The following is a 21,341-nucleotide window of genomic DNA, read 5'->3' as shown; positions in this document are numbered from 1 at the left end:
CCCGAACCTAGTGGCGGCGGTGGGAGCGGGCCCGGCGGGCGCGCCGTCGCTTCCGGATGCCGAACCTCGTGACCGGTGCCACGATCGACGCGCACGCTCGTCCGCTCGTCTCGCTCCGACCACGGTCGGCACCTCAGGAGGACTCGCATGGCACGCTCGTCACAGGTGACCGCCTGGGTCGGTTGGGTCTGGTTCGCCGGGATCGTCCTCGTGACGATCGGCTTCTTCAACGCGATCAGTGGTCTGGTCGCCGTGTTCTCCCCGAACAGCCTCGTCGGCGTGACCGACGCCGGGATCGTCGTCCTCGACGTGTCCACGTGGGGGTGGATCCACCTCGTCATCGGGGTGCTGCTGGTCCTCACCGGCTTCGCCCTGCTCTCGGGCAAGGGCTGGGCGCGCATGGTCGCCATCGTCCTGGTGGTGATCAACGCGATCGCCCAGTTCACGACGTTGCAGGTGACGCCCTGGTGGTCGCTGATCACCATCGTGCTCGACGTCTTCGTCCTCTGGGCGCTCGTCGTCCACGGCGACGAGGCCGAGCGCGCCGCGCGCTGACCCGCCGTCCCGGGGACTCGGGCTCTCCGGAACCGACGTCCGCACGCAGTCCTCGTCCCTCCAGACTCAGGAGCACCGTCCATGGCAACGTCCACCTTCGGCCCGGTCGAGATCGTCGCGGTCGCGTTCCCCACGGACCGCATCCCCGCCGGCGTCCAGGCCTCCGTCCTCGAGGTGCTCGCGGAGGGCACCGTCACGCTCCTCGACCTCGCGGTCGTCCGGCGCTCCGAGGCCGGTGACGTCGAGGTCATCGAGGTGACCGACCTCGGCGACGAGCTGGAGATCACGGACGTCGAGCTCACGGGCGCCGGGCTCGCGGGCGAGGAGGACCTCGACGCGGTCGCCGCCGGGCTCGCGCCGGGCACCTCGGCCCTCGTCCTCGTCGTCGAGCACACGTGGGCCCGGGGCGTGGTCGCCGCGACCGGTGCGGCCGACGGCGTCGTGCTGCTCAGCGAGCGCATCCCGGCCGAGGTCGTCAACGAGGTCGCCGACCTCGCGCTCGTCGAGGACTGAGCCGCCCGCCGGCGCACCCGGCACCGTCACCGAACCAGGAGAACTCATGCCCATCCGTCGTATCGGTCGTCCCGGGCTCATCGGGACCGCCGCTCGCACCGCGGTCATCGCGGGCACCGCGTCCGCGACCGCGGGCGCCGTGCAGCGCCGCCAGGCGAACCGTGCTCAGCAGTCGTGGGAGGCCCAGCAGGCCGAGGCCGCGCAGGAGCAGGCCCGCATCGAGGCGGCGGCCCAGCAGGCCGCCGCCCAGTACGCCCAGCCCGCGCCGGCCGCCCCCGCGGCGGCCCCGCAGGACGACCTGCTCGGCCAGCTCGAGCGGCTCGGTCAGCTCCACGCCTCGGGCGTGCTGAGCGACGCCGAGTTCGCCGCCGCCAAGGCCAAGCTGCTCGGCTGACGAGGAGAAGAGCGATGGCCACGTTCACCGTCTGGAAGTTCGAGACCCCCGAGGGCGCGGACACCGCGTCCCGGATCCTGCACGACTCGGCCTCGGAGCACGCGATCCGCATCATCGACACCGCGGTCGTCTCGTGGCCCGAGGGCGCGGCCAAGCCGACCACGCGCCACGGTCACCAGGACGAGTGGCGCGGCACCGGTTGGGGCGCGTTCTGGGGGCTGCTCCTCGGGTCCCTCTTCTTCGCGCCCGTCCTGGGCGCCGCAGCGGGTGCCGCGATCGGCGCCTCGACGAAGGCGATGGCCGCCGTCGGGATCGACAAGGACCAGCTCGACCGCATCCGGGAGGGCGTCACCCCCGGGTCGTCCGCGCTGTTCGTCGTCACCGAGGACGGCGACCTCGACCGTGTGGGCGAGCGGTTCCACGGCGTCCACGGGAAGCTCGTCGCCACCAACCTCACGGAGGCCGAGCGGAGCACGCTCCTCGAGACGTTCGACTGACGGTCCGGCCCCGCGCGCCCTCAGTCGTCGAGGCGCGCGGGGAGGCCGAACAGCGGAAACCACGAGGCCGTGTCGAGGAACGCGTTGATCGCCGTCACCCGCCCGTCCTCGGTCTCGATCACCTGGAGCGCCCAGGGCTCGTGCCCGCCGCCCTCCGCGCGCCGGTACTGGCCGAACCCGAACGTGCCGTTCACCGCCACCGGCACCATCCGGGACCCCTCGCACTCGTAGCCCGGCCCCGTCATCCAGGTCACGATGTCCGCGGTGCCCTTCATCCACAGCGGGTACGGCGGCATGGACAGCGTCGCGTCCTCGTGGAGGATCGCGACGAGCGCGTCCATGTCGTAGCGCTCGAACGCGTCGAGGTAGCGCTCGAGCAGCAGCCTCTCCTCCTCGCCGAGCCCGGCGTTCGACGCGACCGGCGCGGGCGCGGTCTCGGCGCCGTCGGCGAGGCCTGAGCTGTCCCAGTGGGCGCGAGCCGCCATCGTCGCGCGTGCCCTTTGGAGCGCGCTGTTCACCGACGCCACCGTCGTGTCGAGCAGCTCCGCGACCTCGCTCGCCTGCCACCGGAGCACCTCGCGCAGCAGGAGCACCGCGCGCTGCTTGGGCGGCAGGAACTGGAGCGCGGCGACGAACGCGAGCCGGATGGTCTCGCGGCCCACCGCGACCTGCGCCGGGTCGCCGTCGTGCGGCAGCACGCGATCGTCCGGGACCGGCTCGACCCACGTCTCCTCGGGGAGCACCTGGCCCAGGTTCTCGGCCTCCGGCGCCTGCGGTCCGCCGAGGCCCATGGGGCGCTCGCGCCGCTTGCGCGCGCCGAGCGCGTCGAAGCACACGTTCGTCGCGATGCGGTAGAGCCAGGAACGCAGCGACGAGCGACCCTCGAACCGGTCGTAGGAGCGCCACGCGCGCAGGAACGCCTCCTGCACGGCGTCCTCCGCCTCGAACGAGGAGCCGAGCATGCGGTAGCAGTACCCCGTGATCTCCCGGCGGTGGCCGGCGAGGACCGCGTCGAGGTCCTCGCGCTCCGGCAGGGGAGCGGGGGCGGTCGCGGTGGGTTCCGGGCGGAGGCTCGTGGGAGTGGCGAGGTCGGTCATGGTGCTGCCTCTCAGGACTCGATGGTCTCGACGTTCGCGAGGGGGCCTGCGGGTGGACGCGAGATGCCGCGATCACGCGCGCGGGACCAGGGGAGTGGTCCACCTCACACACGCTACCGCTGCCCTCCGACACGGCGCAGCCCTTTGCCGAACCCAGGGGCGTTCCCCGGCCGGGTCGCGGTGGGAGGGACGCCGGCCGCGGCGACGGCGGTCAGCCGTCGAGGTCGAGCTCGAACCACACGGTCTTTCCCGGGGCGCCGTCGAGGGCGTCGACGCCCCATCGAGACGCGCAGCGCTCGAGGAACTGCACGCCCCGCCCGCCCGTCTCGTCCGGACGGGGGGACCGGAGCCGGGGGAGCGTCGCCGAGCCGTCCCGCACCGCGACGCGCAGCACGCGGTGCCCCACCTCCAGCTCGGCCTCCACCGGGGCCGCACCGTGCTGCACCGCGTTGGTCAGCACCTCGCTCGTGAGGAGCATGGCGACACGGCGGACGGACGGGGAGACGTCACAGCTCTCGAGGACGTCGTCCACCCAACGGCGGGCGGGTCCGATCGCCGACGACACGTGCTCGACCTGCCGCGTCAGGACCGACGGCCGGCCCGGGCCCGGCGGGCGCGCGACCGTGTGCCGCACGCGCAGCGCGAGGACGGCGACGTCGTCGCGCTGGTCGGACACGAGCCGGCGCACGAGGGCGTCGGGCAGCGCGGACGTCGCGGTGGCCGTGTGCTCGGCGAGCACGGTCCGCAGCCCGGTGAGCCGCTCGGTGTAGGAGGTGCCGCGGCGCTCGACGAGGCCGTCGGTGTACAGGAGGAGCGTGTCGCCGTGCGCGAGGTGGGCGCGGTGGTCGTGCCGCGTGGTGCCGGGGAGGACGCCCAGCATGAGGTCCGGGGCCGCGTCGAGCGTCTCGACGCTGCCGTCGGCGCGCAGCACCAGCGGGGAGGGGTGCCCGGCGTTCGACCACGTGAGGTCGAAGCCGTGCGGGGTGCGGTCGAGCCGCACGACGGCGGCCGTGCCGCTCGAGTGCAGCGCGAGGCCGCGGTTGGCTCGGTCGAGGAGCCGGAGCAGGACGGCGGGCGGCTCGTCCTGGCACCAGGCGAACGTGCGCAGCATCGAGCGGAGCTGGCCCATCTGGGCGGCCGCGCGCATGTCGTGGCCGGTGACGTCGCCGATCATGAGGACGCACGCGTCGTCGTCGAGCACCACGGCGTCGTACCAGTCGCCGCCGACCTGGTCGGTGCGGGTCGCCGACGCGTAGGTCGCGGCGAGCTCCGCGCTGCGCACCGACGGGAGCTCGGTGAGCATCGCCGCCTGGAGCGTCGTCGCGACCCGGTGCCGCTCCTCCAGGAGCCGGACGCGGTCGAGCGCGTGCGCGACGTACGACGCGATCGCGGTCTTCGTCTGGACCGCGTCGTCGTCGAACTCGCGCGCCGCCTCCCAGGCCAGGGCGACGACACCGAGCAGCCGTTCGCCCGCGAGCACGGGCAGGAACGCGCGCGCCTCGACGTCGTCGGCCGCGATGAGGGCCGCGGCCTCGGGCAGCCGCGCGGAGTACTGGGCGTGGTCGCGGAAGAACAGGGGCTCGCGCGTGCGGGCGGCGATCGACGCGCCCCGCTCCGCGTCGACGCGCATCCGGCGGAACGATGCCGGGACGCCCGGCTCGAGGTGGTCCAGCGTCGTGTACTCGAGCCGGGTGCCGCTCGCGTCGAGCACCGCGAGGCCCGCGTAGCGCGCGCCGATCCCCGTGCCGACCGCCGAGAGCCGCTCGGCGACGTCGCGCACGGACGTCGCGGCGGCGAACGACTCGGAGAGCTCCAGCAGGAGGCGGGACCGCCGGTTGGCCGCGAGCGCGACGCGCTGCATGCGCTTGGCCCGCGCCCGGGCGAGCCGGAGCCGCAGCTCGGAGGTGCACGCGGAGGCGAGGTCGGCGAGGGTCGCCAGGTCCTCGTCGGACCAGGGGCGCGGCCGTCCGTCGAACGCGCACAGCGACCCGACGGCGCGGCCGTGCGGGTCGAAGATCGGGAACCCGGCGTAGGAGACGACGCCGATGTCGTCGACCGCGCGGAGCGAGGCGAGGTGCGGGACGACCCGTGCGTCCTCGACCACGAGCGGTCGCGCGTCGCTCGTGACGAACTGGCAGAACGTGTGGCTCAGGGGCGTGCGGCGCTCGGACTGGTAGGGCTCGGGCAGGCCGAGCGCGCCGGGCAGCACCGCCTCGTCGTCGAGGACGAGCGTGACCAACGCCGACGGCACCCCGAGCTGCCGCCGCACGAGGCGCGCGAACCGGTCGAACGACTCGTCCGCCACCGGCTCGGCGAGCCCCGCCTGCGCGAGCTCGTGGATCGCCTGGGCGTCGGTCATGGTCCAGTATCACCAGGACGAGGCCGGTCAAACAGTGCAAGCCGCGCCAGCCGGGCGCGCGGACGGGGTGAAATCGGGAAGAAGGGAACGCCGGGTGGGGGTGCTGCGTGTACCGCTCGTGACACCACGACACGACGACGGGCGCGGCCCGCGAGGGGCGGCGACGTGACGGCGACAGGTGCGGCCGGACCCGTCGGACGGGCCGGGAGGCTCGAGCTGCTGCTCGACGTCGCCGCCGACCGTGACCGGGACGACGACCGGGACGGTGGTCGGGCCGACGAGCCGGACGACTCGTCCGTGGTCGAGATCGACCTCGTCGCCCGGCGCACGCGCGACGAGGAGTTCTCCGCGTTCATGCGCGAGGCGCGCGACCCCCTGCACCGCATGGCGTACCTGCTGTCCGGGGACCGGCACCGGGCGGAGGAGCTCACGCAGCACGCGCTCGAGCGGACGTACCGCGCGTGGTCGCGGGCCCGCGAGCGCGACCCGCTCGCCTACGCCCGCCGCGTGCTGGCGAACCTGCGTGTCGACACGTGGCGCCGCACGCGACGGGAGGTGCTCGCCGGACCCGACGAGCTCACGCAGGCGGAGGGTGCCCGACGACCGAGCCGTCCCCGCCGGCGGGGAGCAGGCGGGCTCCGTCGACGACCGCGACGCCGTCGTGCGGGCGCTCCTGACGCTCCCGACGAAGCAGCGCCGCGTCGTCGTGCTGCGGCACCTGCTCGATCTCAGCGAGAGCGAGGTCGCCGCCGAGCTCGGCATCCCCGTCGGCACCGTGAAGTCCACGGCCTCCCGTGGCCTCGCGCGTCTCCGCGAGCTGCTCGGCGCGCCCGACGGCGCCGCTCCCGGTCCGACCGCACCGACGACTCAGACCTCCCTGACGACCCGGACCTCCCCGACCGCCCGGACCTCCGGAAGGACATCCCGATGAGCCCCGCGAACGGAAGCCCGGCGCCCACCCCGCCCGAGGACGACTTCCTCGCCCGGCTGCGTCGCACGGCCGACGACGCCGTCCCGCCCTCGACGCTCGACCTCGACGTGGTCCTTCGGTCGAGCCGCCGCGGCGTGCAGCGGCGCCGGTCGCTCGCCGGCGTCGCGGGTGTCGTCGCGCTGGGGCTCGTCGGCACGGGCGTCGTGACGGCGGGCGGCCCGGACGGGCTCCGCGACCTCGCGCGCGAGGTGGTCACCGGGTCGCCCGGGTACGAGGTGATCACGGCGGAGGCCACGCTCGTCGACGTCGCGCCGGGCGTCGTCGCGGTCTCCGAGCCCGCGACGTACCTGCGCGACGACGGCACGTACGTGCTCGACCTCGGCCTTCCCGCGTGGGACGGCGACGACCGGTTCCTCGTGGAGGCCCGCGTCGTGAACGACCTGGGCCACCTCACGACCGACGTCACGCTCCGCGCGGGCGACGACGACGACCTCGCCGCGCTGCGCGCCGGGCGCCCCGCGGGCACCGTGATCGACGACGGACGGCGGTCCGTCGTCGTCGACCCGGCGAGCGGCCGGACGCTGGCGGTGGGCGTCGAGCCCGGCGACGCCCTCGCCGGCGACCTGACCCGGACGTTCGTCGGCCTGACGGCGGAGGTCGCTGACGGAGCCGGTGGCCGGGCTACGTCGCTCGAGCTCCCCACTGCGCAGGTCGTCGACGGGCCGACCGTCGTCCTCGACGTGTACGCCACCCTGCTGGACGCCGACGAGCGGACCGCCCAGGTTCGGGGGGTCATGTCGTTCGGCACGAATGAGCAGTGGACCGTCACGTGCGAGGCCCTTCGCCCGGACCAGCCGGACGAGCTGGCGTGCGCGATGCGGTACGACGCTGCCACCGGGCTCGTCGAGGTCGACCGCGACTACCCCACGCTGGTGGAGGACCCGGTGCTCGACATGCTGCGCGCGGAGGCGGTCGGCATCGACCTTCCCTCGGGCGACGTCGGGCTGCTCGACGCGTGCCTCGCAGGTCGCGGCGTGCCCGACGGCTCGGCGACGCTCGACCTCAGGCCCTGGAGCGAGGGGCTGCAGGGGGATGCGTGGCGGCGTTGTGCGCTCGACCTCCTGGAACTGCCGACGTTCGTGGAGCGGTGACGAGCCGCCGTCGCGGTCAGGTGCCCCCGCGCGCCCGGAGGTCCGTGATGGCGTGCTCGGCGCCGTGCGCGTCGAGGTAGGTGCCGCCGCGGACCTCGGCGGCGAGCGCGCCGTCGGGCCCCGCTGCGAAGCGGTGGACGAGCGGGTGGCCGGTGGGCACGTCGAGGTCCTGGACCTCCTCGGGCGTGAGGTCGTCCACGAGCACGGACAGCGCGCGCAGCGAGTTGCCGTGCCCGACGACGAGGACCGCCTCGCCCCGGGCGAGCGCCTCGCGCGTCCCCGCCCAGAAGGGGCGCAGCCGCTCGACGACGTCCGCGAGCGACTCGGCGTCGGGGCGCAGCGCGGCGCGCGCGGCGTCGGGAAGACGCAGCAGGGTGTCGTCGACGAGCGGGCGCGCGGGGTCGTCCGCCGCGAGCGGCGGCGGCCGGTGCAGGTACGAGCGGCGGTAGCGCCAGTAGGCGGCCTCGCCGTAGTCGCGCCGGACGACGTCGCGCGGCTTGTCCGTGAACGCGCCGTAGTGGCGCTCGACGAGACGCCACTCGACGGTCAGCGGGGGCGGGCCGGGCAGCGCGTCGGCGACGATCGCGGCCGTCGTCGAGGCGCGGACGAGCGGGGACGTGACGACCCGGCGCGGTGCCAGGGAGGGCTCGCGTGCGACGGCGTCGGCGAGCAGGCGGGCCGCGCGCCCGGCCTCCGCGACCCCGACGTCCGAGAGCGGCACGTCGAGGAGCCCGGTGAAGCGGTCGCCCGCGTTGAACGTGCTCTGCCCGTGGCGCACGAGCACGAGGGTGCCGGCAGACCCGCCGTCCGAAGGTCCGGGTGGCGCCCCCGGCGACCGGTCGGATGACGAGCCCATCGCGTCAGACCTCGAGCAGCCCGCGCTGGTGCGCGAGCGAGACGGCCTCGGCGCGCCCGGACGCGCCGAGCTTGGCCAGGACGTTGGACACGTGGACGCTCACCGTCTTCGCGGAGATGAACAGGCGCTCGCCGATCTGCCGGTTGGTCAGGCCCTGGGCGACGAGCAGCAGGACCTCCTCCTCGCGTTCGGTGAGGACCGCCGTCGTGGACCGGCGAACCCCGGGAAGGTCGAGCCGGCCGCGGCGCCCGAGCGCGCGCACCGCGTCCGCGAGCGGCACCGCGCCCATCGACTCGGCCTCCTCGAGCGCCTGCGCCGCCTCGATCTCGGCCGCGTTGCGGTCGCCCGCGCCGAGCAGCGCCTGGGCCCACCGGAAGCGCGAGCGGGCGACCTCGTACCGGTAGCCGTAGTCGAAGAGGCGCGTCGTCTCCTCCCACAGCGTCGGGTCGTCGGAGCCCGTGAGGCGCGAGTGCTCGGCCGCGGCGCGCGCGAGCCAGGCGCGGCCCTCGGGCCCGAGGCGACCGCCTCGGGGTCGGCCGCGCTCGGCCGTCGTGCGCGCCGCCTCCAGCAGCTCGTCGCCGCGCGCGACGAGCGCCGCCACCTGCCCGGCACCGGCCGCGCCCTGGAGACGCGCCGCGTCCGCGGCGTCGGCGAGCGCGGCGAGCGCGAGCGCCGAGATCCAGATGCGTCCGAGGAAGTAGTCGCTCCACGTGCGGCCCAGGTGGTCCACGAGCTCGACGGCGAGCGCCACCGCCTCCTCGTCGCGCCCCGCCCAGGTGAGCGCGTCGATCGAGCAGCCTCCGGAGATGAGGGCGATCTGCCCGTCCCGGAACCAGTCCCGCCGCAGGGCCGTGCCCCGGGCGAGCGCGTCGTCGTCGCCGCGCGCCACGGCCGCGTAGAGCTGGACGCAGGAGAGCTGCGGGGTGGACCCCTCCGGCATGGTCTCGCCCGTGGTCTCGGTGGGCGTGAGATCGCCGAGGACGTAGCGCACGAGGTCGCGGAACAGGCGCAGCTCGACGCCGTACGCGCTCCAGCCGAGCCCCGTCGCGCGCGCCCGGTCGAGGCCGTCGGCCGTCACCTGCAGCGCCTCGTCGATGCGGCCCGCGTAGTAGCGGTTGGCCGCGATGTTGTACCAGCAGCGCAGCTCGGTGAGGATGTCGCCCGCCTCGACGGCGCGCTCCCGGGCCTGGGCGAGCAGCACTGCGGCCCGGTCGTCGTCCGCGACCTCGAGGATCGCCATCGTGGTGAGGACGTCCGCCTCGACGTCGGGGGCGTCGAGGCGGTGCGCGACGTCCAGGGCCTGTGCGGCGACCTCCGCGGCGAGCTCGTCGAGGTCGGCGTTCATCGCGGCGCGAGCCCGCATCGCGAGCGTCCACGCGCGGTCGAGCGACGGTGGCTCCTCCGGGAGCACGGCCAGCGCGGCCTCGGTGTGGGCGAGGGTCTCCTCGACCTCCTCCGTGCCGAGCAGGTAGCGGGAGAGCACGTGGCGCAGCGACGCCTGGCGCATCGGGTCGGCGGCGGTGCCCTCGACGACCTTGCGGGCGAGCGCGACCGCGCGGTCCGGCTCGCCCGCGCGGCTCGCCGCCCCGGCCGCGGCGAGCGCGACGGTGACGCGGTCCTCGGAGAGGAGGTCCGCGGCGTCGGGCACCGCCTGCCAGAGCGCGAGCACCTGCTCGAGGTGGCGCAGCTCCTCCGCGGGCGCGAGCACGCGCGCGGCCTTGCGGGCGGCGGCGCGCGACGCCGTGAGCGCGGCCGGGAGGTCGTGCGCGGCGAGCGCGTGGTGGGCGCGCAGCGCGGGGGAACCGAGCGCGGGGTCGTCGTCGAGCGCGGCGAGGTACGCGCGGTGCACCCCGACGCGCTCGCCCGGCAGCAGGTCGGACGCGACCGCCTCGGCGAGCAGCGCGTGGCGGAACACGACCGTGTCGCGCGCGCCGTCGCCCTCCATCGCGAGGACGTGGTGGGCGATCGCCTCGCGCAGCGCCGCGTCGAACGAGCGCCCGGTGGCCGTCTCGCCGTCCGCGGCGTCGTGCGCGAGCGCGGCGCGCAGGAGCGGCTCGCTCACCTGGCGCCCGGACACGGACGCGACGCGCACGAGGTGCTGCACGGCCGGGTCGAGCACCTCGAGGCGGGCGCGCAGGACGTCCGCGAGGGACCAGGGCAGCTCGTCGTCGAGGCCCGACTCGACGAGCTCCTCGGCGAAGTACGCGTTGCCCTCGGAGCGCGTCCGCACGGACTCGAACGCGTCGGGCAGCAGGGGAGCGCCTGCGAGCGCGGTGGTGAACTCGCGGAGCTCGTCCTCCGTGAAGGGGGAGAGCTGCACGTGCTCGACGCGCGGGTGCCGCAGCAGCTCCGCGAGCACGGGGCGCAGGGGGTGGCGGCGATGCAGGTCGTCCGCGCGGTAGCTCGCGACGACGAGGACGTGCTCCGCGCGCAGGCGCGCGACGACGAAGCGCAGGACGTCGCGGCTCGACGGGTCCGCCCAGTGCAGGTCCTCGACGACGAGCACGAGCGGGGCCTCGGCCGTCCCCGACGCCGCGAGCGCGGCCGCGACGCTCTCGAAGAGCTGGAGGCGCTCGCCCTGGCTCTGCTCGTCGTCCGCCGGCGTGCCGGCGTCGAGCAGGCGCGCGAGCGCGGGCCGTGCGGCCACGGTCTCGTCGACCGCGGGGTGCTGGGCGCGCAGCGTCGTCAGCGCCTCGGAGAAGGGGAGGTAGGGGAGGCCGACCTCGCCGAGGTCCACGCAGTGGCTCCAGACGACGGTCGCGCCGCTCCCGGCGGCCAGCTCCGCCGCGCGCGTGAGCAGGCGGGTCTTGCCGACCCCGGCGTCAGCCCCGACGAGCACGACCCCCGGCTCTCCGCGGCGCGCGCGCTCGACCGCCGCGGAGAGCGCGTCGAGCTCGGCGGCGCGGGCCACGAAGGGCGCGCGCGAGGAGGGGCGTGGCACGGCTCCCATCCTCGCAGCGTGCACCGACACGTGACCACTGCTTACCTTCCCGGACACGACGATGCCGCCGACGAGAGGGTTCTCGTCGACGGCGTCGGGCGGCGCGGTCACCGCGCCGGGCGGTCGTGGCGCTGACGGCGTCCGCGCCACCAGTGCAGCAGCGAAGGCTCGTCGTGCCGGAAGTCGTCACGCAGTCGCTGCGTGCGGTAGGTGAGATCCGCCTCGAAGGTCGGATCGAACTGTGCGCTCATGGTCGTCCCCGTCTCTGCAGGCACCCTGCCTGTCCGACACTCACGTTCGTCCTGAGCACCGGGGCGTCGCATCGGACGACCGCGCACGGTTCGGAGGAGGGGGCCTTAGGCGGTGCCCGCCCGCGGTCCTGAGGCGTCTGAGGTGGGTCGTCGCGACTAAGGCATCGGGCCCCCCGTCGACGCTCGCACCCGAAATCCGGTGGACGGGGCTGACCCGAGCGGACTAACACCGGGGCATGACGATCCCCGCACCCTCCTCGTTCGACGTCCGGCCGCTGGAGCAGGAGGACCGCGACCAGGCCCTGGACGTGGTGTGGCGGGCCTTCGGGTGGGGGTACCGGCAGGACTCCGTCGACGACGTCTTCGCCGGCCGGTCGATCGAGGCCGACCGCACCCTCGTCGCGGTCGACGCGTCGAGCGACGTCGTCGGGACCGCGAGCGCGTACTCGCTGCGGATGACCATGCCCGGCGGAGACCTGCAACCCGTCGCCGGGGTGTGGATGGTGACCGTGGCCCCCACGCACCGCCGTCGCGGGGTCATGACGGCGATGATGCGCCGCCAGCTCGCCGACCTCGCGGCCGGAGGCGAGGCCGTGGCTGCGCTCTGGGCGACGGAGGCCGGCGTCTACGGACGCTACGGCTACGGGATCGCGTCGTGGCGGCAGCCGATCGAGGTCGACCTCTCGCGCGCCGCGTTCACGCCGCACGCGCGAGATCTCGCGGCACGGTCGTCGGCCCGCCTGCGCCTGACGTCCCTGGACGACGCCCTGCCCCATCTGACCGCGATCCACGACGACCTGCTGGGCGCGCGACCCGGGACGCTGGCGCGCGACGCGGACCGCTGGCAGTTCCTCCTGGGCGGCGGGGACGGGAGTCCGCCGGCGGAGGTCGTCGTCGCGGTCGGCCCCGACGGCCCGACCGGGTACGCGGCGTACCGGGTCCGCGAGGGGAAGCCCGGGCTGGTGCCGACGGGCGTCGTCGCCGTCCAGGAGGTGAGCGCCACGGACCCGGCCACCCACGCCCAGCTCTGGCGCTACCTGCTCGACCTCGACCTCATGAGCACCCTCGTGTGCGAGTCGCGTCCCGTGCCGGACCCGCTGGCCCACCTGCTCGTCGACCACCGGCGGATGCACGCGCGCCTCGACGAGGCCTTGTGGGTCCGCGTCGTCGACGTCGAGCGCGCGCTCGGGGCCCGTGCCTTCGCCGCGCCCGTCGACCTCGTCCTCGACGTGACCGACGACGTCGTCCCCGCCAACGCCGGGCGGTGGCACCTGGTCGTCGCCGAGGCGGGCGGCGCCGCCGTCGTGCGCCGGACCGACGCGCGGCCCGACCTGTCGCTGGACGTCGGCGACCTCGGCGCGGCTCACCTGGGCGCCACGCCGCTGCACGTCCTCGCGCTCGCGGGGCGCGTCGTCGAGCACACGCCCGGCGCGGTCGCGGTCGCCTCGGCGGCCTGGTCCTGGTCGCCGACCGCGCACACCGCGGAGATCTTCTGAGCCGTCCCGGACGTCGGACGTGACCGGGGTCACTCTTCCCGTTGCCAACGACCCGGCCCCGGCGCAGACTGGACGGAGGACCGGACCCGCCTGTGGGGGTGACCTCGTGACCGACACCTACGACATGCTGCCGATGCTGGGCCGTGGCAAGCACCGCAACCCGAAGAAGGGCGCGTGCTTCATGGAGCTCGCGTCCTACCTCGCGGGGGAGCGGTGGAGCGACCATCCACGGTGCACGCACCCGCTGCTCGCGATGCTGGCGCGCGCGGTGAACGACCTCACGGTCGACCCGGAGCGCCCCAAGCTCGCGCCGCTCATCCCGTCCGTCATCGGGCTGACGAGCGACGACCCCCACTGGGACGTGCGCATCTCGCTGCGCGCCGCCGTGGCGGCGCTGCCGATCGCCCCGGCGGACCGGCAGCAGACGCTCGCCGTCGCGATCATCGGGGCCGAGAAGATGCTCGACGTCCTCGACGACCGCCCCGCGGGCACCCTGAGCGCCGAGTCGGCGGACGCGCTCGCGAGCTGCCCGCGCACGGCGCGCTGGGCGCAGCGGTTCTGCGAGGGCGCACGGCTGCGGCCGAGCCGGTTCGTGCGCGACGCGGCGCCGAGCATCATCTCCGCCGCGGTGCAGGGGATCGCCGAGGCGTGCGTGCCGGACCCGGACGAGCGCCTGCGTGCGCTGCTCGCCGCGACGATCGACGACTGCCGCGCCTGGGACGACGCCGAGCCCGCGGCGGCGCTCGACCCCGAGTCGTGGGCCCCCGTCGTGCGGCCCTCCGCCGTCGGGACCCGGTGAGCCGCCGGTGAGCGTCACGGGGGACGGGCTCGACGAGAGCCTGGGTGCGCAGCTCTGGGCCGCCGTCGACCCGGCGGCCCCGCCCAGCGGGACGGGCTGCGCCGAGTGCGACGCGGCCGGCGGGTGGTGGGTCCACCTGCGCCGCTGCGCGACGTGCGGCCACGTGGGGTGCTGCGACACGTCGCCGGCCCAGCACGCGACGGCGCACTTCCAGGACACCGGCCACCGGCTCATGCGCTCGTTCGAGCCCGGCGAGGACTGGTACTGGGACTACGAGACGTCGCAGGTGCTCGACGGACCGCACCTCGCCGCGCCGCTCTCGCGCCCGCCGGAGCAGGGCTCGCCCGCGCCGGCCGACCGCGTGCCGTCCGACTGGACCTCGCTCATCCACCGCTGACCCGTCTCCGCTGCCCGGCACGGTGGGTCACCTGCGGAGGGAGGTCGGCGTGAGCGCCACGCTCCGAGAGCGCGTGCTCGCGCGGGTGCGCGAGACGTCGTGGGCGATCGACGCGAACGACGGCATCATCTCGACCGCGGGTCTGCTCCAGGGTTTCGCCGGTGCCGGCGCGGGAGACCGCCTGCTCCTGTTCGCGGCCGTGGCCGCGCTCATCGCCGGTGGGCTGAGCGCGGGCGGGGCGAAGTGGGCGGAGGTCGCGGCGGAGCGCGAGGAGCAGCTCCGCATCGCGGCGGACGAGCGCGCGGAGATCGACGCCGACCCGCAGGCCGAGCTCGACGAGCTCACCGCGTACTGGGAGGGGCGCGGGCTGTCCCCGGAGCTCGCGCGCGAGGTCGCCGTCCAGCTCAGCGAGCGCGACGCGCTGGGTGCCCAGCTCGACTCCGAGCACGGCCTCGAGGAGATCATGACGCGGTCGGCACCCGTGTACGGCGGGCTCGAGACCGCGCTCGCGTTCATGGTCGGCGCGGCGGTCCCGCTCGCGATCACGTTCCTCGCCCCGGTGGCGATCGAGACGAGCGCGATCCTCGTGGCGGTCGTGGTCTCGCTCGCGCTGACGTCGCTCGTCGCGGCCGGGGTGGGCCGGATCTCGGCCCTCCGGATGCTCGCGCGCACCCTCGTCGTCGGGCTGGGGACCATGGCGGCCAGCTACGTCGCAGGCCTCGTCTTCTTCTGACGACCACCTCCCGACGATGTGGTGTGCTGTTACCTGTTGTCTTTTTCTGGTGGAAGTTGTTTGATTCTGGGGAAGACGTCGTGCGGTGCGCCAAGGAGGGCGACCGCCGGACACGGGAGCCCGGTACGCCGCCGCGTCGGAGCAGTCCCTGGATTCACTCGACGAGGAGGAAGCACGGATGCAGTCCATGACAGCGGTAGCACCCCCGCGGGGCAGACCGGCGAGGATCGTGGCGGCAGCGTTGGCCGCCGCGCTCACGGTCCCCCTGGCCGTGGCGACGGCGGTCGGGGCGACCGCGACGCCGTCGGCCACCACCGCGGACGAGGCGGGCGCGCAGGACGTCGCGGCCCAGGACCTCGCGCTCGACAACGGCCTCAAGGGCGAGTACTTCCTGTCCGGCGGCCCCGGCTGGCCGCTCACCGACCTCAAGGCCACGATCCCCGACCAGCGGATCGAGTTCCCCAACCTGGTCCCGACGTTCGCCGACCTCACCGGCCGCGGCGAGCGCACGTCCGCGCGCTGGACGGGCCAGATCACGCCGGACTTCAGCGAGGCGTACACGTTCTCCGCGATCGGCGACAACGGCTTCCGGCTGTGGATCGACGACCAGCTCGTCATCGACCACTGGGTCGACGACTGGGACGTCGAGCAGACGTCCGCCCCGGTCCAGCTCCAGGCGGGCCAGGAGTACGCGTTCCGCATGGAGATGTTCCAGAACACCGGCGGCGCGCACCTCCGGTTGCGGTGGCAGAGCCCCTCGCAGCAACGTGAGATCGTGCCGACCGACGCGTTCACGTACCCCGACGACTTCGTCGTCTTCCCCGCCCAGGCCGCGCTCGAGAGCGACGGCACGAGCCTCAACGTGACGTTCCAGGGCGCCGCGGGCGGCGTCGACGAGAGCCTCGTCGACCACCTCAAGGTCCAGGTGGACCAGCTCGCCTGGCCCGTCGCGCAGGTCGCGGCGCAGGGCGACGTCCTCGGCATCACGCTCGCCGAGCCCGTCGACCGCGCGTCGACCGCCCGCCTGGTCTACGACGGCGAGGGCGACCTCACCGTCGGCGGGGAGGCTGTCGGCTCGCTCAACCTGCCGGTCACCAACGGGTCCGACTTCCGGATCCAGACCCCGTGGGCCGACGACTTCGACCCCACCAACCCCCTGCCGGAGTATCCGCGCCCGCAGCTCACGCGCGACGCGTGGCAGAACCTCAACGGCGTCTGGCAGTTCGAGGCGGCGGAGTCCGACGACGCCGTGCCGAGCGGCCGCGACCTCGACGAGGAGATCGTCGTCCCGTACGCGGTCGAGTCCGCGCTGTCGGGCATCGAGCGCCGCGAGGACGACATGTTCTACCGCCGGACGTTCGAGGTGCCGCAGGACTGGGCGGTCGGGAGCGACAACCGCCTGAGGATCAACTTCGGCGCGGTCGACTACGTGGCCACCGTGTACGTCAACGGCACCGAGGTCGGCACGCACCGCGGTGGGTACGAGTCCTTCTCCGTCGACGTCACCGACGCGCTCGTCGAGGGCGCCGAGCAGGAGCTCGTGGTGCGCGCCGTCGACACGACGGACGGCAGCAACCAGGCCGTCGGCAAGCAGACGCTCAACCCGGGCGGCATCTTCTACACCCCGACGTCGGGCATCTGGCAGACGGTGTGGATGGAGCCGGTCCCGACCGCGGCGATCGACGCCGTCGTCACGACCCCCGACGTCGAGGCGGGCGTCCTCGCGGTGACCGCGCAGTCGGCCTCCGCGTCCGACGACGCCGAGGTGACCGCCGTCGTGCGGGACGCCGAGGGCACCGAGGTCGGCACCGTGACCGGCGCCGCGAACGAGCTGCTCACGGTCGAGATCCCGGACGCGCACCTGTGGTCGCCCGAGGACCCGTACCTCTACGACGTCGACGTCACGCTGACCGACGGCGGCGCCACCGACACCGTGGCCTCGTACGCGGGCATGCGCTCGATCGAGGTCTCCGAGGTGGACGGCGTCCAGCGCATCCTGCTCAACGGCGAGAAGAGGTTCCTCATGTCGACGCTCGACCAGGGCTACTGGCCGGACGGCATCTACACGCCCGCGTCCGACGAGGCCTACGTGTTCGACCTCCAGGCCCACAAGGACCTCGGGTTCAACACGGTGCGCAAGCACATCAAGGTCGAGCCGGCCCGCTGGTACTACCACGCCGACACGCTGGGCCTCATGGTCTGGCAGGACATCCCGAGCGGCTGGTTCAACAACGGCGACACGAACCCGGCGTCCCGCGTCTTCTGGGAGCAGGAGATGAAGGACATCATCGACCAGCACCGCTCGGTGCCGTCGATCGTCGGCTGGGTCACGTTCAACGAGGGCTGGGGCGAGTGGAACCTCGCCGACACGGCGCGGATCGGCAACGTGATCGACGAGTACGACCCGAGCCGCATCCTCAACACGCACTCGGGCTACAACTGCTGCGCGTCCAAGGGTGACTCCAAGACGGGCGACATCATCGACTGGCACCAGTACACCGGCCCGGCGCTGCCGAAGCCGGACGCCACGCGCGCCGCGATCGACGGCGAGCACGGCGGCTTCTCGATGAGCGTCCCGGGCCACATGTGGCCGGGCGTGTCGGCCAACCCGTACGGCGGCGTCGCGAACAGCGAGGCGCTGACCGACGCGTACGTGCAGAACACGGAGAAGCTCGTGCGGCCGGCGCAGTGCTACCTGTCCGGCTCGGTGTACACGGAGATCTCCGACGTCGAGAACGAGCTCAACGGGTTCTGGACGTACGACCGCCGCGTGCTCAAGATGGACGCCGCGCGCGTCAAGGACGTCAACGAGCGGGTCGTCGCGGCGGCGAAGCAGGGCTCCGCGCCCGTCGACCCGGGCACCCCGGGCCTGACCGGCACGGGCCGCTGGTCGTTCGACGAGGGCCAGGGCACGACGGCGGCCGACGGCGTGGGCGACCACGCGGCGTCGGGCACGGGCACCTGGGTCGCCGGTCACGGCGGCACCGGGTCCGCGATCAAGCTCAACGGCACGAACCAGTCGTTCACGACCGAGGGGCCCGTCGTCGACACGACCGGCTCGTACACGATCTCGGCCTGGGCGCAGCTCGACAAGACGCCCGGCGGCGCGTGGTCCACGATCGTCGGCCAGGACTCGTCGCTCGGCTCGAGCGCGTTCTACCTCCAGTACGGCGGCGGCGGCCGGTGGGCCTTCTCCTACGAGGGCGAGCCGCGGGCGGAGTACGTCGTGCAGCCCGTGCTGGGCGACTGGTACAACGTCGTGGGCGTCCGCGACGCGGCCGACCAGAAGCTCAAGCTCTACGTCAACGGCGAGCTCGTCGGCCAGTCCGACGTGTGCGGCGGCACCACGCCGTCCGGCCCGCTGACGATCGGGCGCGGGCAGTGGAGCGGCAACCCCGTCGACTACTGGCCGGGCACGATCGACGACGTCCGCGTCTTCGACCGGGCGCTGTCCGACGCCGAGGTCGCCCAGGTCTACGCCGGCGACGACGGCGAGGAGCCGACGCTCGACGTGACCGTCACGGCCGACTCGCGCTGCCTCGCGGGCAAGGTGTACGTGGCGGTGCGCGCGACGAACGGCGAGGACGTCCCCGTGGACGTCACCCTCGCCACGCCGTTCGGGACCAAGGCGTTCGCCGCCGTGGCCCCGGGGGCGAACGCGTACCAGTCGTTCGCGGTGCGCGGCACGTCCGTCGAGGCGGGCGAGGCGACCATCACCGCGTCGGCCACGGTCGACGGCGAGCAGGTCTCCACGGAGGTCGTCGCGCCGTACGACGCGACCACCTGCGGCTGACCGGCACGCGCTGACAGCAGACGCCAGGCCCGCTCCGTCCGGTTCTCCGGACGGGGCGGGCCTGGCGTCGTGTCGTGCGGGAAGCCGCCCGGTCAGGCGGCGAACGTCGCCCACACGGTCTTGACCGTCTCGGTGCGGTACCACCCGACGTCCAGCGAGAGCTGGCGGGCCATGTGGAGACCGACGCCGCCGGCACCGGGGATGCGGCGCCCGGCGTAGACCGGCTCGTGCGAGACGTCGTGGTCGGCGACCTCGAGGAGGAACCGGTCGTCGGTGCGGGCGAGCCGCACGATCGTCGGCGGCAGGCCGTGACGCAGTGCGTTGGTCGCGAGCTCCGACGCGATGAGGACGAGCGTGTCGGGGGTGGCGGACAACCGCCCGGTCGTGGCCACGCCCTCCGCCTCCAGGGCCTGGACCACTCCGGAACGGAGTGCCGAGAGCCCCTCGGTCGTGCTCAGCACCCACTCTCTGACGGGGCGGTAGCCCTCGGGCGGGTGGGAGGTGGTGAGCTCGTCGTCGTCGGTCGGGACGGCGATGGTCGGCAGGTCGTCCATGGAACCCCCGGTCGGTCGGTGCCCGTCAGGCGTTGCGTCGGTTCCCCTTGGTGACCGCGCCGTAGATCCCGAGCGTGATCAGCGAGCCGAGGATCGCGAGGAGCCAGGTGCGGAAGTCGCCGAGGTCACCCAGCGCCGTGCCGAAGAAGACCGAGCCGAGCCACCCACCGAGCAGCGCTCCGAGGATGCCCAGCAGGATCGTGATGATCAGCGAGCCCGTCTGCTTTCCCGGCAGCACTGCACGCGCGATGAGACCGGCGACGAGGCCGAGGACGATGTACGCGAGCCAACCCATGGATTTCTCCTTTTTGTCTGCTGTGCGAGTTTTGCCCCCAGGTCCGTCAGCATGGCAGGGACCGGAGGTGCTCGCACGCGGACGGCTCGTGCCGCTACGACGCGTCGGGGAGGCCCGTCGCCACGGGGGGCTGGCCGGCCGTCGTGCGGAGGGAGTCGAGCCAGCGGTCGAACTCCGCCGCGATCTCGTCCGGGTGCATGCGCAGCGTCTCGGCCGGGCTGCGAGCCTCGCGTCCGGCGACGTACAGCTGTCGAACCATCTCGGTCGTGGGTGTCCACGCTCTCATCGGGTGTCCTGTCCAGGGGCGGCGGGAGGGGGACGCGCGGCTCAGCCGGCCGAGCGCTCGTGCGGAGGGTCGGGGTCCGGGGCGTCCGCGGCGGTCTCGACGAGCTCGACGAGCTCGAGCGCCCCGCTGAACTCGAGGAGCTGGAGCACGTGCCCGGGCGTGCGCAGGAGCCGGGGCCGGTACCCCGTCCGCGTCCCCATGAGGACGAGGTGGAGGCCGCCGGAGTCCATGAACGTGACCCGCGAGAGGTCGATGGTCCACGGCCGGTGGCCGATCGTCGCGGCGAGGCGCTCCTTGACCGCGTGGGCGACGGAGAAGTCGATCTCTCCCCACATCACCCAGTGCCGCGCGTCGTCCTCGATCTGGACGCCTCCGGTCACTCCGTCCTCCATGGTGGAAGGTCTCCCGTCTCGTGAGCGGGACGACGATACGTGCCACTCGTCTCGTTCGCCCCCTGGGGCGCCCTGCCGTTCGCCCGGCGCCTCGGCGGGTGCTCGCGGACGCGCCACGGGTGCGAGTCGGCGCCCTCGGTGCCACGCTGGGGCGGTCGCCCGCTCGCTCACCCACGACGCCGAGCCGATGGAGCCACGATGGTCACGCAGCGCACGTACCCGCACGGCGTCCCGTGCTGGGTCGAGGTCGAGACGCGCGACGTCGGCGCGACGGCCGCGTTCTACGGGGAGCTCTTCGGGTGGCGGTTCGTCGAGCAGCCCGCGAGCGGGAGCGCGGGGTACGTCGTCGCGTCCCTCGACGGCACCGACGAGACGGCGGTCGCCGCGGTCGCGGGAGCGACCGGCCTCGATACCGCCCGCTGGGTCACCTCCGTCGCGGTCGACGACGTCGACGCCACGACCGGTCGCGTCGTCGACCTCGGCGGCGCGGTCCTCGAGCCTCCCGCCGACGTGGGGCCGGCCGACCTGCCCACCGGTCGCGGCGCGACGGTGCGCGACCCGCAGGGGGTCGAGAGCCGGCTCTGGCAGGCGGGCTCCCGGCTCGGCGCGCAGCGCGTCAACGAGCCCGGCACCTGGAACTTCAGCAACGTCCTCACGCCCGACCCCGCGGCTGCGCTCGCGTTCTACGGCGCGCTGCTCGGCTGGGAGGTCGACCCGGACCTCGCGGCGGGCATGGCCCGCGTGCCGGGGTACGGCGACCATCTCGCGCGGACGTCCGACCCCGGGATCCACGAGCGCCAGGAGGGCTTCGCCCCGCCCGGCTTCGCGGACGCCGTCGCCGGGATCGTGCCCGACGACGGCCCGGCGCGCTGGTCCGTCGCGTTCGCCGTCGCGGACCGGGACGCCGCCGCCGACGAGGCACGGTCCGCGGGCGCGACCGTGCTCGGGACGACGGAGGACCCGTGGGCGCGGCACGCGACCGTGCGTGACCCGCAGGGCGCCGTCCTCGTCCTCTCCGAGTTCGCGCCGCAGTCCTGAGCGCGGCCGAGCG

General features: G+C 74.4%; 21 protein-coding genes and 1 pseudogene. 13 read left to right on the top strand and 9 right to left on the bottom strand.

Features of this window, described 5'->3' with window-relative positions; translation table 11 throughout:
* Positions 1–147: 147 nt before the first annotated feature.
* From ACFVN3_RS11815 to ACFVN3_RS11800, 4 genes are all read left to right on the top strand, one after another.
* Entirely contained in the window at positions 148–555 is a 408-nt protein-coding gene (locus ACFVN3_RS11815) for a hypothetical protein (protein WP_378215421.1), read from the top strand.
* Positions 556–636: 81 nt separating this feature from the next.
* Positions 637–1,068, top strand: a complete 432-nt coding sequence (locus tag ACFVN3_RS11810) for a DUF6325 family protein (protein ID WP_378233026.1) — start codon at positions 637–639, stop codon at positions 1,066–1,068.
* A 46-nt stretch (positions 1,069–1,114) separates the two neighbouring features.
* Entirely contained in the window at positions 1,115–1,462 is a 348-nt protein-coding gene (locus ACFVN3_RS11805; protein ID WP_237841191.1) for an SHOCT domain-containing protein, read from the top strand.
* Between the two features lie 14 nt (positions 1,463–1,476).
* Positions 1,477–1,959, top strand: a complete 483-nt coding sequence (locus ACFVN3_RS11800; protein WP_378233025.1) for a DUF1269 domain-containing protein — start codon at positions 1,477–1,479, stop codon at positions 1,957–1,959.
* A 20-nt stretch (positions 1,960–1,979) separates the two neighbouring features.
* Here ACFVN3_RS11800 and ACFVN3_RS11795 read toward each other — a convergent pair whose 3' ends face one another.
* Positions 1,980–3,056 (bottom strand): sigma-70 family RNA polymerase sigma factor, encoded by a 1,077-nt coding sequence (locus ACFVN3_RS11795; RefSeq protein WP_378233024.1) that lies wholly within the window; start codon positions 3,054–3,056, stop codon positions 1,980–1,982.
* Between the two features lie 211 nt (positions 3,057–3,267).
* Positions 3,268–5,415: a SpoIIE family protein phosphatase gene (locus ACFVN3_RS11790; protein WP_378233023.1), complete on the bottom strand. Its 2,148-nt coding sequence runs from the start codon at positions 5,413–5,415 to the stop codon at positions 3,268–3,270.
* Positions 5,416–5,769: 354 nt separating this feature from the next.
* Here ACFVN3_RS11790 and ACFVN3_RS11785 point away from each other — a divergent pair.
* From ACFVN3_RS11785 to ACFVN3_RS11775, 3 genes and pseudogenes are all read left to right on the top strand, one after another.
* A pseudogene (locus ACFVN3_RS11785) lies at positions 5,770–5,907 on the top strand (sigma factor); the annotation flags it as partial.
* A 100-nt stretch (positions 5,908–6,007) separates the two neighbouring features.
* Positions 6,008–6,346, top strand: coding sequence for a sigma-70 family RNA polymerase sigma factor (locus tag ACFVN3_RS11780; protein ID WP_378233157.1), 339 nt, complete (start codon positions 6,008–6,010; stop codon positions 6,344–6,346).
* Positions 6,343–7,497, top strand: coding sequence for a hypothetical protein (locus ACFVN3_RS11775; protein WP_378233160.1), 1,155 nt, complete (start codon positions 6,343–6,345; stop codon positions 7,495–7,497). The genes ACFVN3_RS11780 and ACFVN3_RS11775 overlap by 4 nt, the downstream gene beginning before the upstream one ends.
* 16 nt (positions 7,498–7,513) lie before the next feature.
* On the opposite strand, the gene ACFVN3_RS11770 is transcribed toward ACFVN3_RS11775, so the two are convergent.
* From ACFVN3_RS11770 to ACFVN3_RS11760, 3 genes are all read right to left on the bottom strand, one after another.
* On the bottom strand, positions 7,514–8,275 hold the full coding sequence (locus tag ACFVN3_RS11770) for a 2,3-bisphosphoglycerate-dependent phosphoglycerate mutase (RefSeq protein WP_378233022.1): 762 nt from the start codon (positions 8,273–8,275) through the stop codon (positions 7,514–7,516).
* 82 nt (positions 8,276–8,357) lie between these two features.
* Positions 8,358–11,294: an AAA family ATPase gene (locus tag ACFVN3_RS11765; RefSeq protein ID WP_378233021.1), complete on the bottom strand. Its 2,937-nt coding sequence runs from the start codon at positions 11,292–11,294 to the stop codon at positions 8,358–8,360.
* Between the two features lie 107 nt (positions 11,295–11,401).
* Complete coding sequence (locus tag ACFVN3_RS11760; protein ID WP_156186302.1) at positions 11,402–11,545, bottom strand: hypothetical protein; 144 nt, start codon at positions 11,543–11,545, stop codon at positions 11,402–11,404.
* A 236-nt stretch (positions 11,546–11,781) separates the two neighbouring features.
* Here ACFVN3_RS11760 and ACFVN3_RS11755 point away from each other — a divergent pair, with 236 nt between their 5' ends.
* From ACFVN3_RS11755 to ACFVN3_RS11735, 5 genes are all read left to right on the top strand, one after another.
* Complete coding sequence (locus ACFVN3_RS11755) at positions 11,782–13,041, top strand: GNAT family N-acetyltransferase (RefSeq protein WP_378233020.1); 1,260 nt, start codon at positions 11,782–11,784, stop codon at positions 13,039–13,041.
* A 106-nt stretch (positions 13,042–13,147) separates the two neighbouring features.
* Positions 13,148–13,840: a hypothetical protein gene (locus ACFVN3_RS11750; RefSeq protein ID WP_378233019.1), complete on the top strand. Its 693-nt coding sequence runs from the start codon at positions 13,148–13,150 to the stop codon at positions 13,838–13,840.
* Positions 13,841–13,847: 7 nt separating this feature from the next.
* On the top strand, positions 13,848–14,237 hold the full coding sequence (locus ACFVN3_RS11745; RefSeq protein WP_378233018.1) for a UBP-type zinc finger domain-containing protein: 390 nt from the start codon (positions 13,848–13,850) through the stop codon (positions 14,235–14,237).
* Positions 14,238–14,286: 49 nt separating this feature from the next.
* The gene (locus tag ACFVN3_RS11740; RefSeq protein WP_378233017.1) at positions 14,287–14,970 is read left to right on the top strand and encodes a VIT1/CCC1 transporter family protein; all 684 of its coding nucleotides are present in this window, start codon (positions 14,287–14,289) and stop codon (positions 14,968–14,970) included.
* A gap of 229 nt (positions 14,971–15,199) precedes the next feature.
* A complete protein-coding gene (locus ACFVN3_RS11735) occupies positions 15,200–18,763 on the top strand; it encodes a LamG-like jellyroll fold domain-containing protein (protein WP_378233016.1) in 3,564 nt (1,187 codons plus the stop codon).
* Between the two features lie 92 nt (positions 18,764–18,855).
* Here the strand turns inward: ACFVN3_RS11735 and ACFVN3_RS11730 are convergent, their stop codons facing one another.
* From ACFVN3_RS11730 to ACFVN3_RS11715, 4 genes are all read right to left on the bottom strand, one after another.
* Complete coding sequence (locus ACFVN3_RS11730) at positions 18,856–19,317, bottom strand: ATP-binding protein (RefSeq protein ID WP_378233015.1); 462 nt, start codon at positions 19,315–19,317, stop codon at positions 18,856–18,858.
* A gap of 25 nt (positions 19,318–19,342) precedes the next feature.
* Positions 19,343–19,612, bottom strand: a complete 270-nt coding sequence (locus ACFVN3_RS11725) for a GlsB/YeaQ/YmgE family stress response membrane protein (RefSeq protein WP_053369168.1) — start codon at positions 19,610–19,612, stop codon at positions 19,343–19,345.
* A 94-nt stretch (positions 19,613–19,706) separates the two neighbouring features.
* Positions 19,707–19,871 carry a hypothetical protein gene (locus ACFVN3_RS11720; RefSeq protein ID WP_378233014.1) on the bottom strand — a complete coding sequence of 55 codons (165 nt, stop codon included), beginning with the start codon at positions 19,869–19,871 and terminating at the stop codon, positions 19,707–19,709.
* Between the two features lie 68 nt (positions 19,872–19,939).
* Complete coding sequence (locus tag ACFVN3_RS11715; RefSeq protein WP_378233013.1) at positions 19,940–20,290, bottom strand: STAS domain-containing protein; 351 nt, start codon at positions 20,288–20,290, stop codon at positions 19,940–19,942.
* 198 nt (positions 20,291–20,488) lie between these two features.
* Between ACFVN3_RS11715 and ACFVN3_RS11710 the strand changes: the two genes are divergently transcribed.
* Positions 20,489–21,328, top strand: coding sequence for a VOC family protein (locus tag ACFVN3_RS11710; protein ID WP_378233012.1), 840 nt, complete (start codon positions 20,489–20,491; stop codon positions 21,326–21,328).
* Positions 21,329–21,341: the final 13 nt, after the last annotated feature.

The sequence above is a fragment of the Cellulosimicrobium sp. NPDC057862 genome, from assembly GCF_042797035.1.
Taxonomy (GTDB): Bacteria; Actinomycetota; Actinomycetes; order Actinomycetales; family Cellulomonadaceae; genus Cellulosimicrobium.
The sequence above is the reverse complement of the archived record's forward strand: the minus strand, read 5'-3'. Positions and strand labels throughout refer to the sequence as shown.

Excerpts from the sequence above, each read along its gene's own strand:
- ACFVN3_RS11760 (WP_156186302.1), bottom strand. The coding sequence starts at position 11,545 with ATGAGCGCACAGTTCGATCCGACCTTCGAGGCGGATCTCACCTACCGC.
- ACFVN3_RS11775 (WP_378233160.1), top strand. The coding sequence starts at position 6,343 with ATGAGCCCCGCGAACGGAAGCCCGGCGCCCACCCCGCCCGAGGACGAC.
- ACFVN3_RS11815 (WP_378215421.1), top strand. The coding sequence starts at position 148 with ATGGCACGCTCGTCACAGGTGACCGCCTGGGTCGGTTGGGTCTGGTTC.
- ACFVN3_RS11755 (WP_378233020.1), top strand. The coding sequence starts at position 11,782 with ATGACGATCCCCGCACCCTCCTCGTTCGACGTCCGGCCGCTGGAGCAG.
- ACFVN3_RS11805 (WP_237841191.1), top strand. The coding sequence starts at position 1,115 with ATGCCCATCCGTCGTATCGGTCGTCCCGGGCTCATCGGGACCGCCGCT.
- ACFVN3_RS11720 (WP_378233014.1), bottom strand. The coding sequence starts at position 19,871 with ATGGTTCGACAGCTGTACGTCGCCGGACGCGAGGCTCGCAGCCCGGCC.
- ACFVN3_RS11730 (WP_378233015.1), bottom strand. The coding sequence starts at position 19,317 with ATGGACGACCTGCCGACCATCGCCGTCCCGACCGACGACGACGAGCTC.
- ACFVN3_RS11810 (WP_378233026.1), top strand. The coding sequence starts at position 637 with ATGGCAACGTCCACCTTCGGCCCGGTCGAGATCGTCGCGGTCGCGTTC.
- ACFVN3_RS11715 (WP_378233013.1), bottom strand. The coding sequence starts at position 20,290 with ATGGAGGACGGAGTGACCGGAGGCGTCCAGATCGAGGACGACGCGCGG.
- ACFVN3_RS11790 (WP_378233023.1), bottom strand. The coding sequence starts at position 5,415 with ATGACCGACGCCCAGGCGATCCACGAGCTCGCGCAGGCGGGGCTCGCC.
- ACFVN3_RS11795 (WP_378233024.1), bottom strand. The coding sequence starts at position 3,056 with ATGACCGACCTCGCCACTCCCACGAGCCTCCGCCCGGAACCCACCGCG.
- ACFVN3_RS11800 (WP_378233025.1), top strand. The coding sequence starts at position 1,477 with ATGGCCACGTTCACCGTCTGGAAGTTCGAGACCCCCGAGGGCGCGGAC.
- ACFVN3_RS11725 (WP_053369168.1), bottom strand. The coding sequence starts at position 19,612 with ATGGGTTGGCTCGCGTACATCGTCCTCGGCCTCGTCGCCGGTCTCATC.
- ACFVN3_RS11710 (WP_378233012.1), top strand. The coding sequence starts at position 20,489 with ATGGTCACGCAGCGCACGTACCCGCACGGCGTCCCGTGCTGGGTCGAG.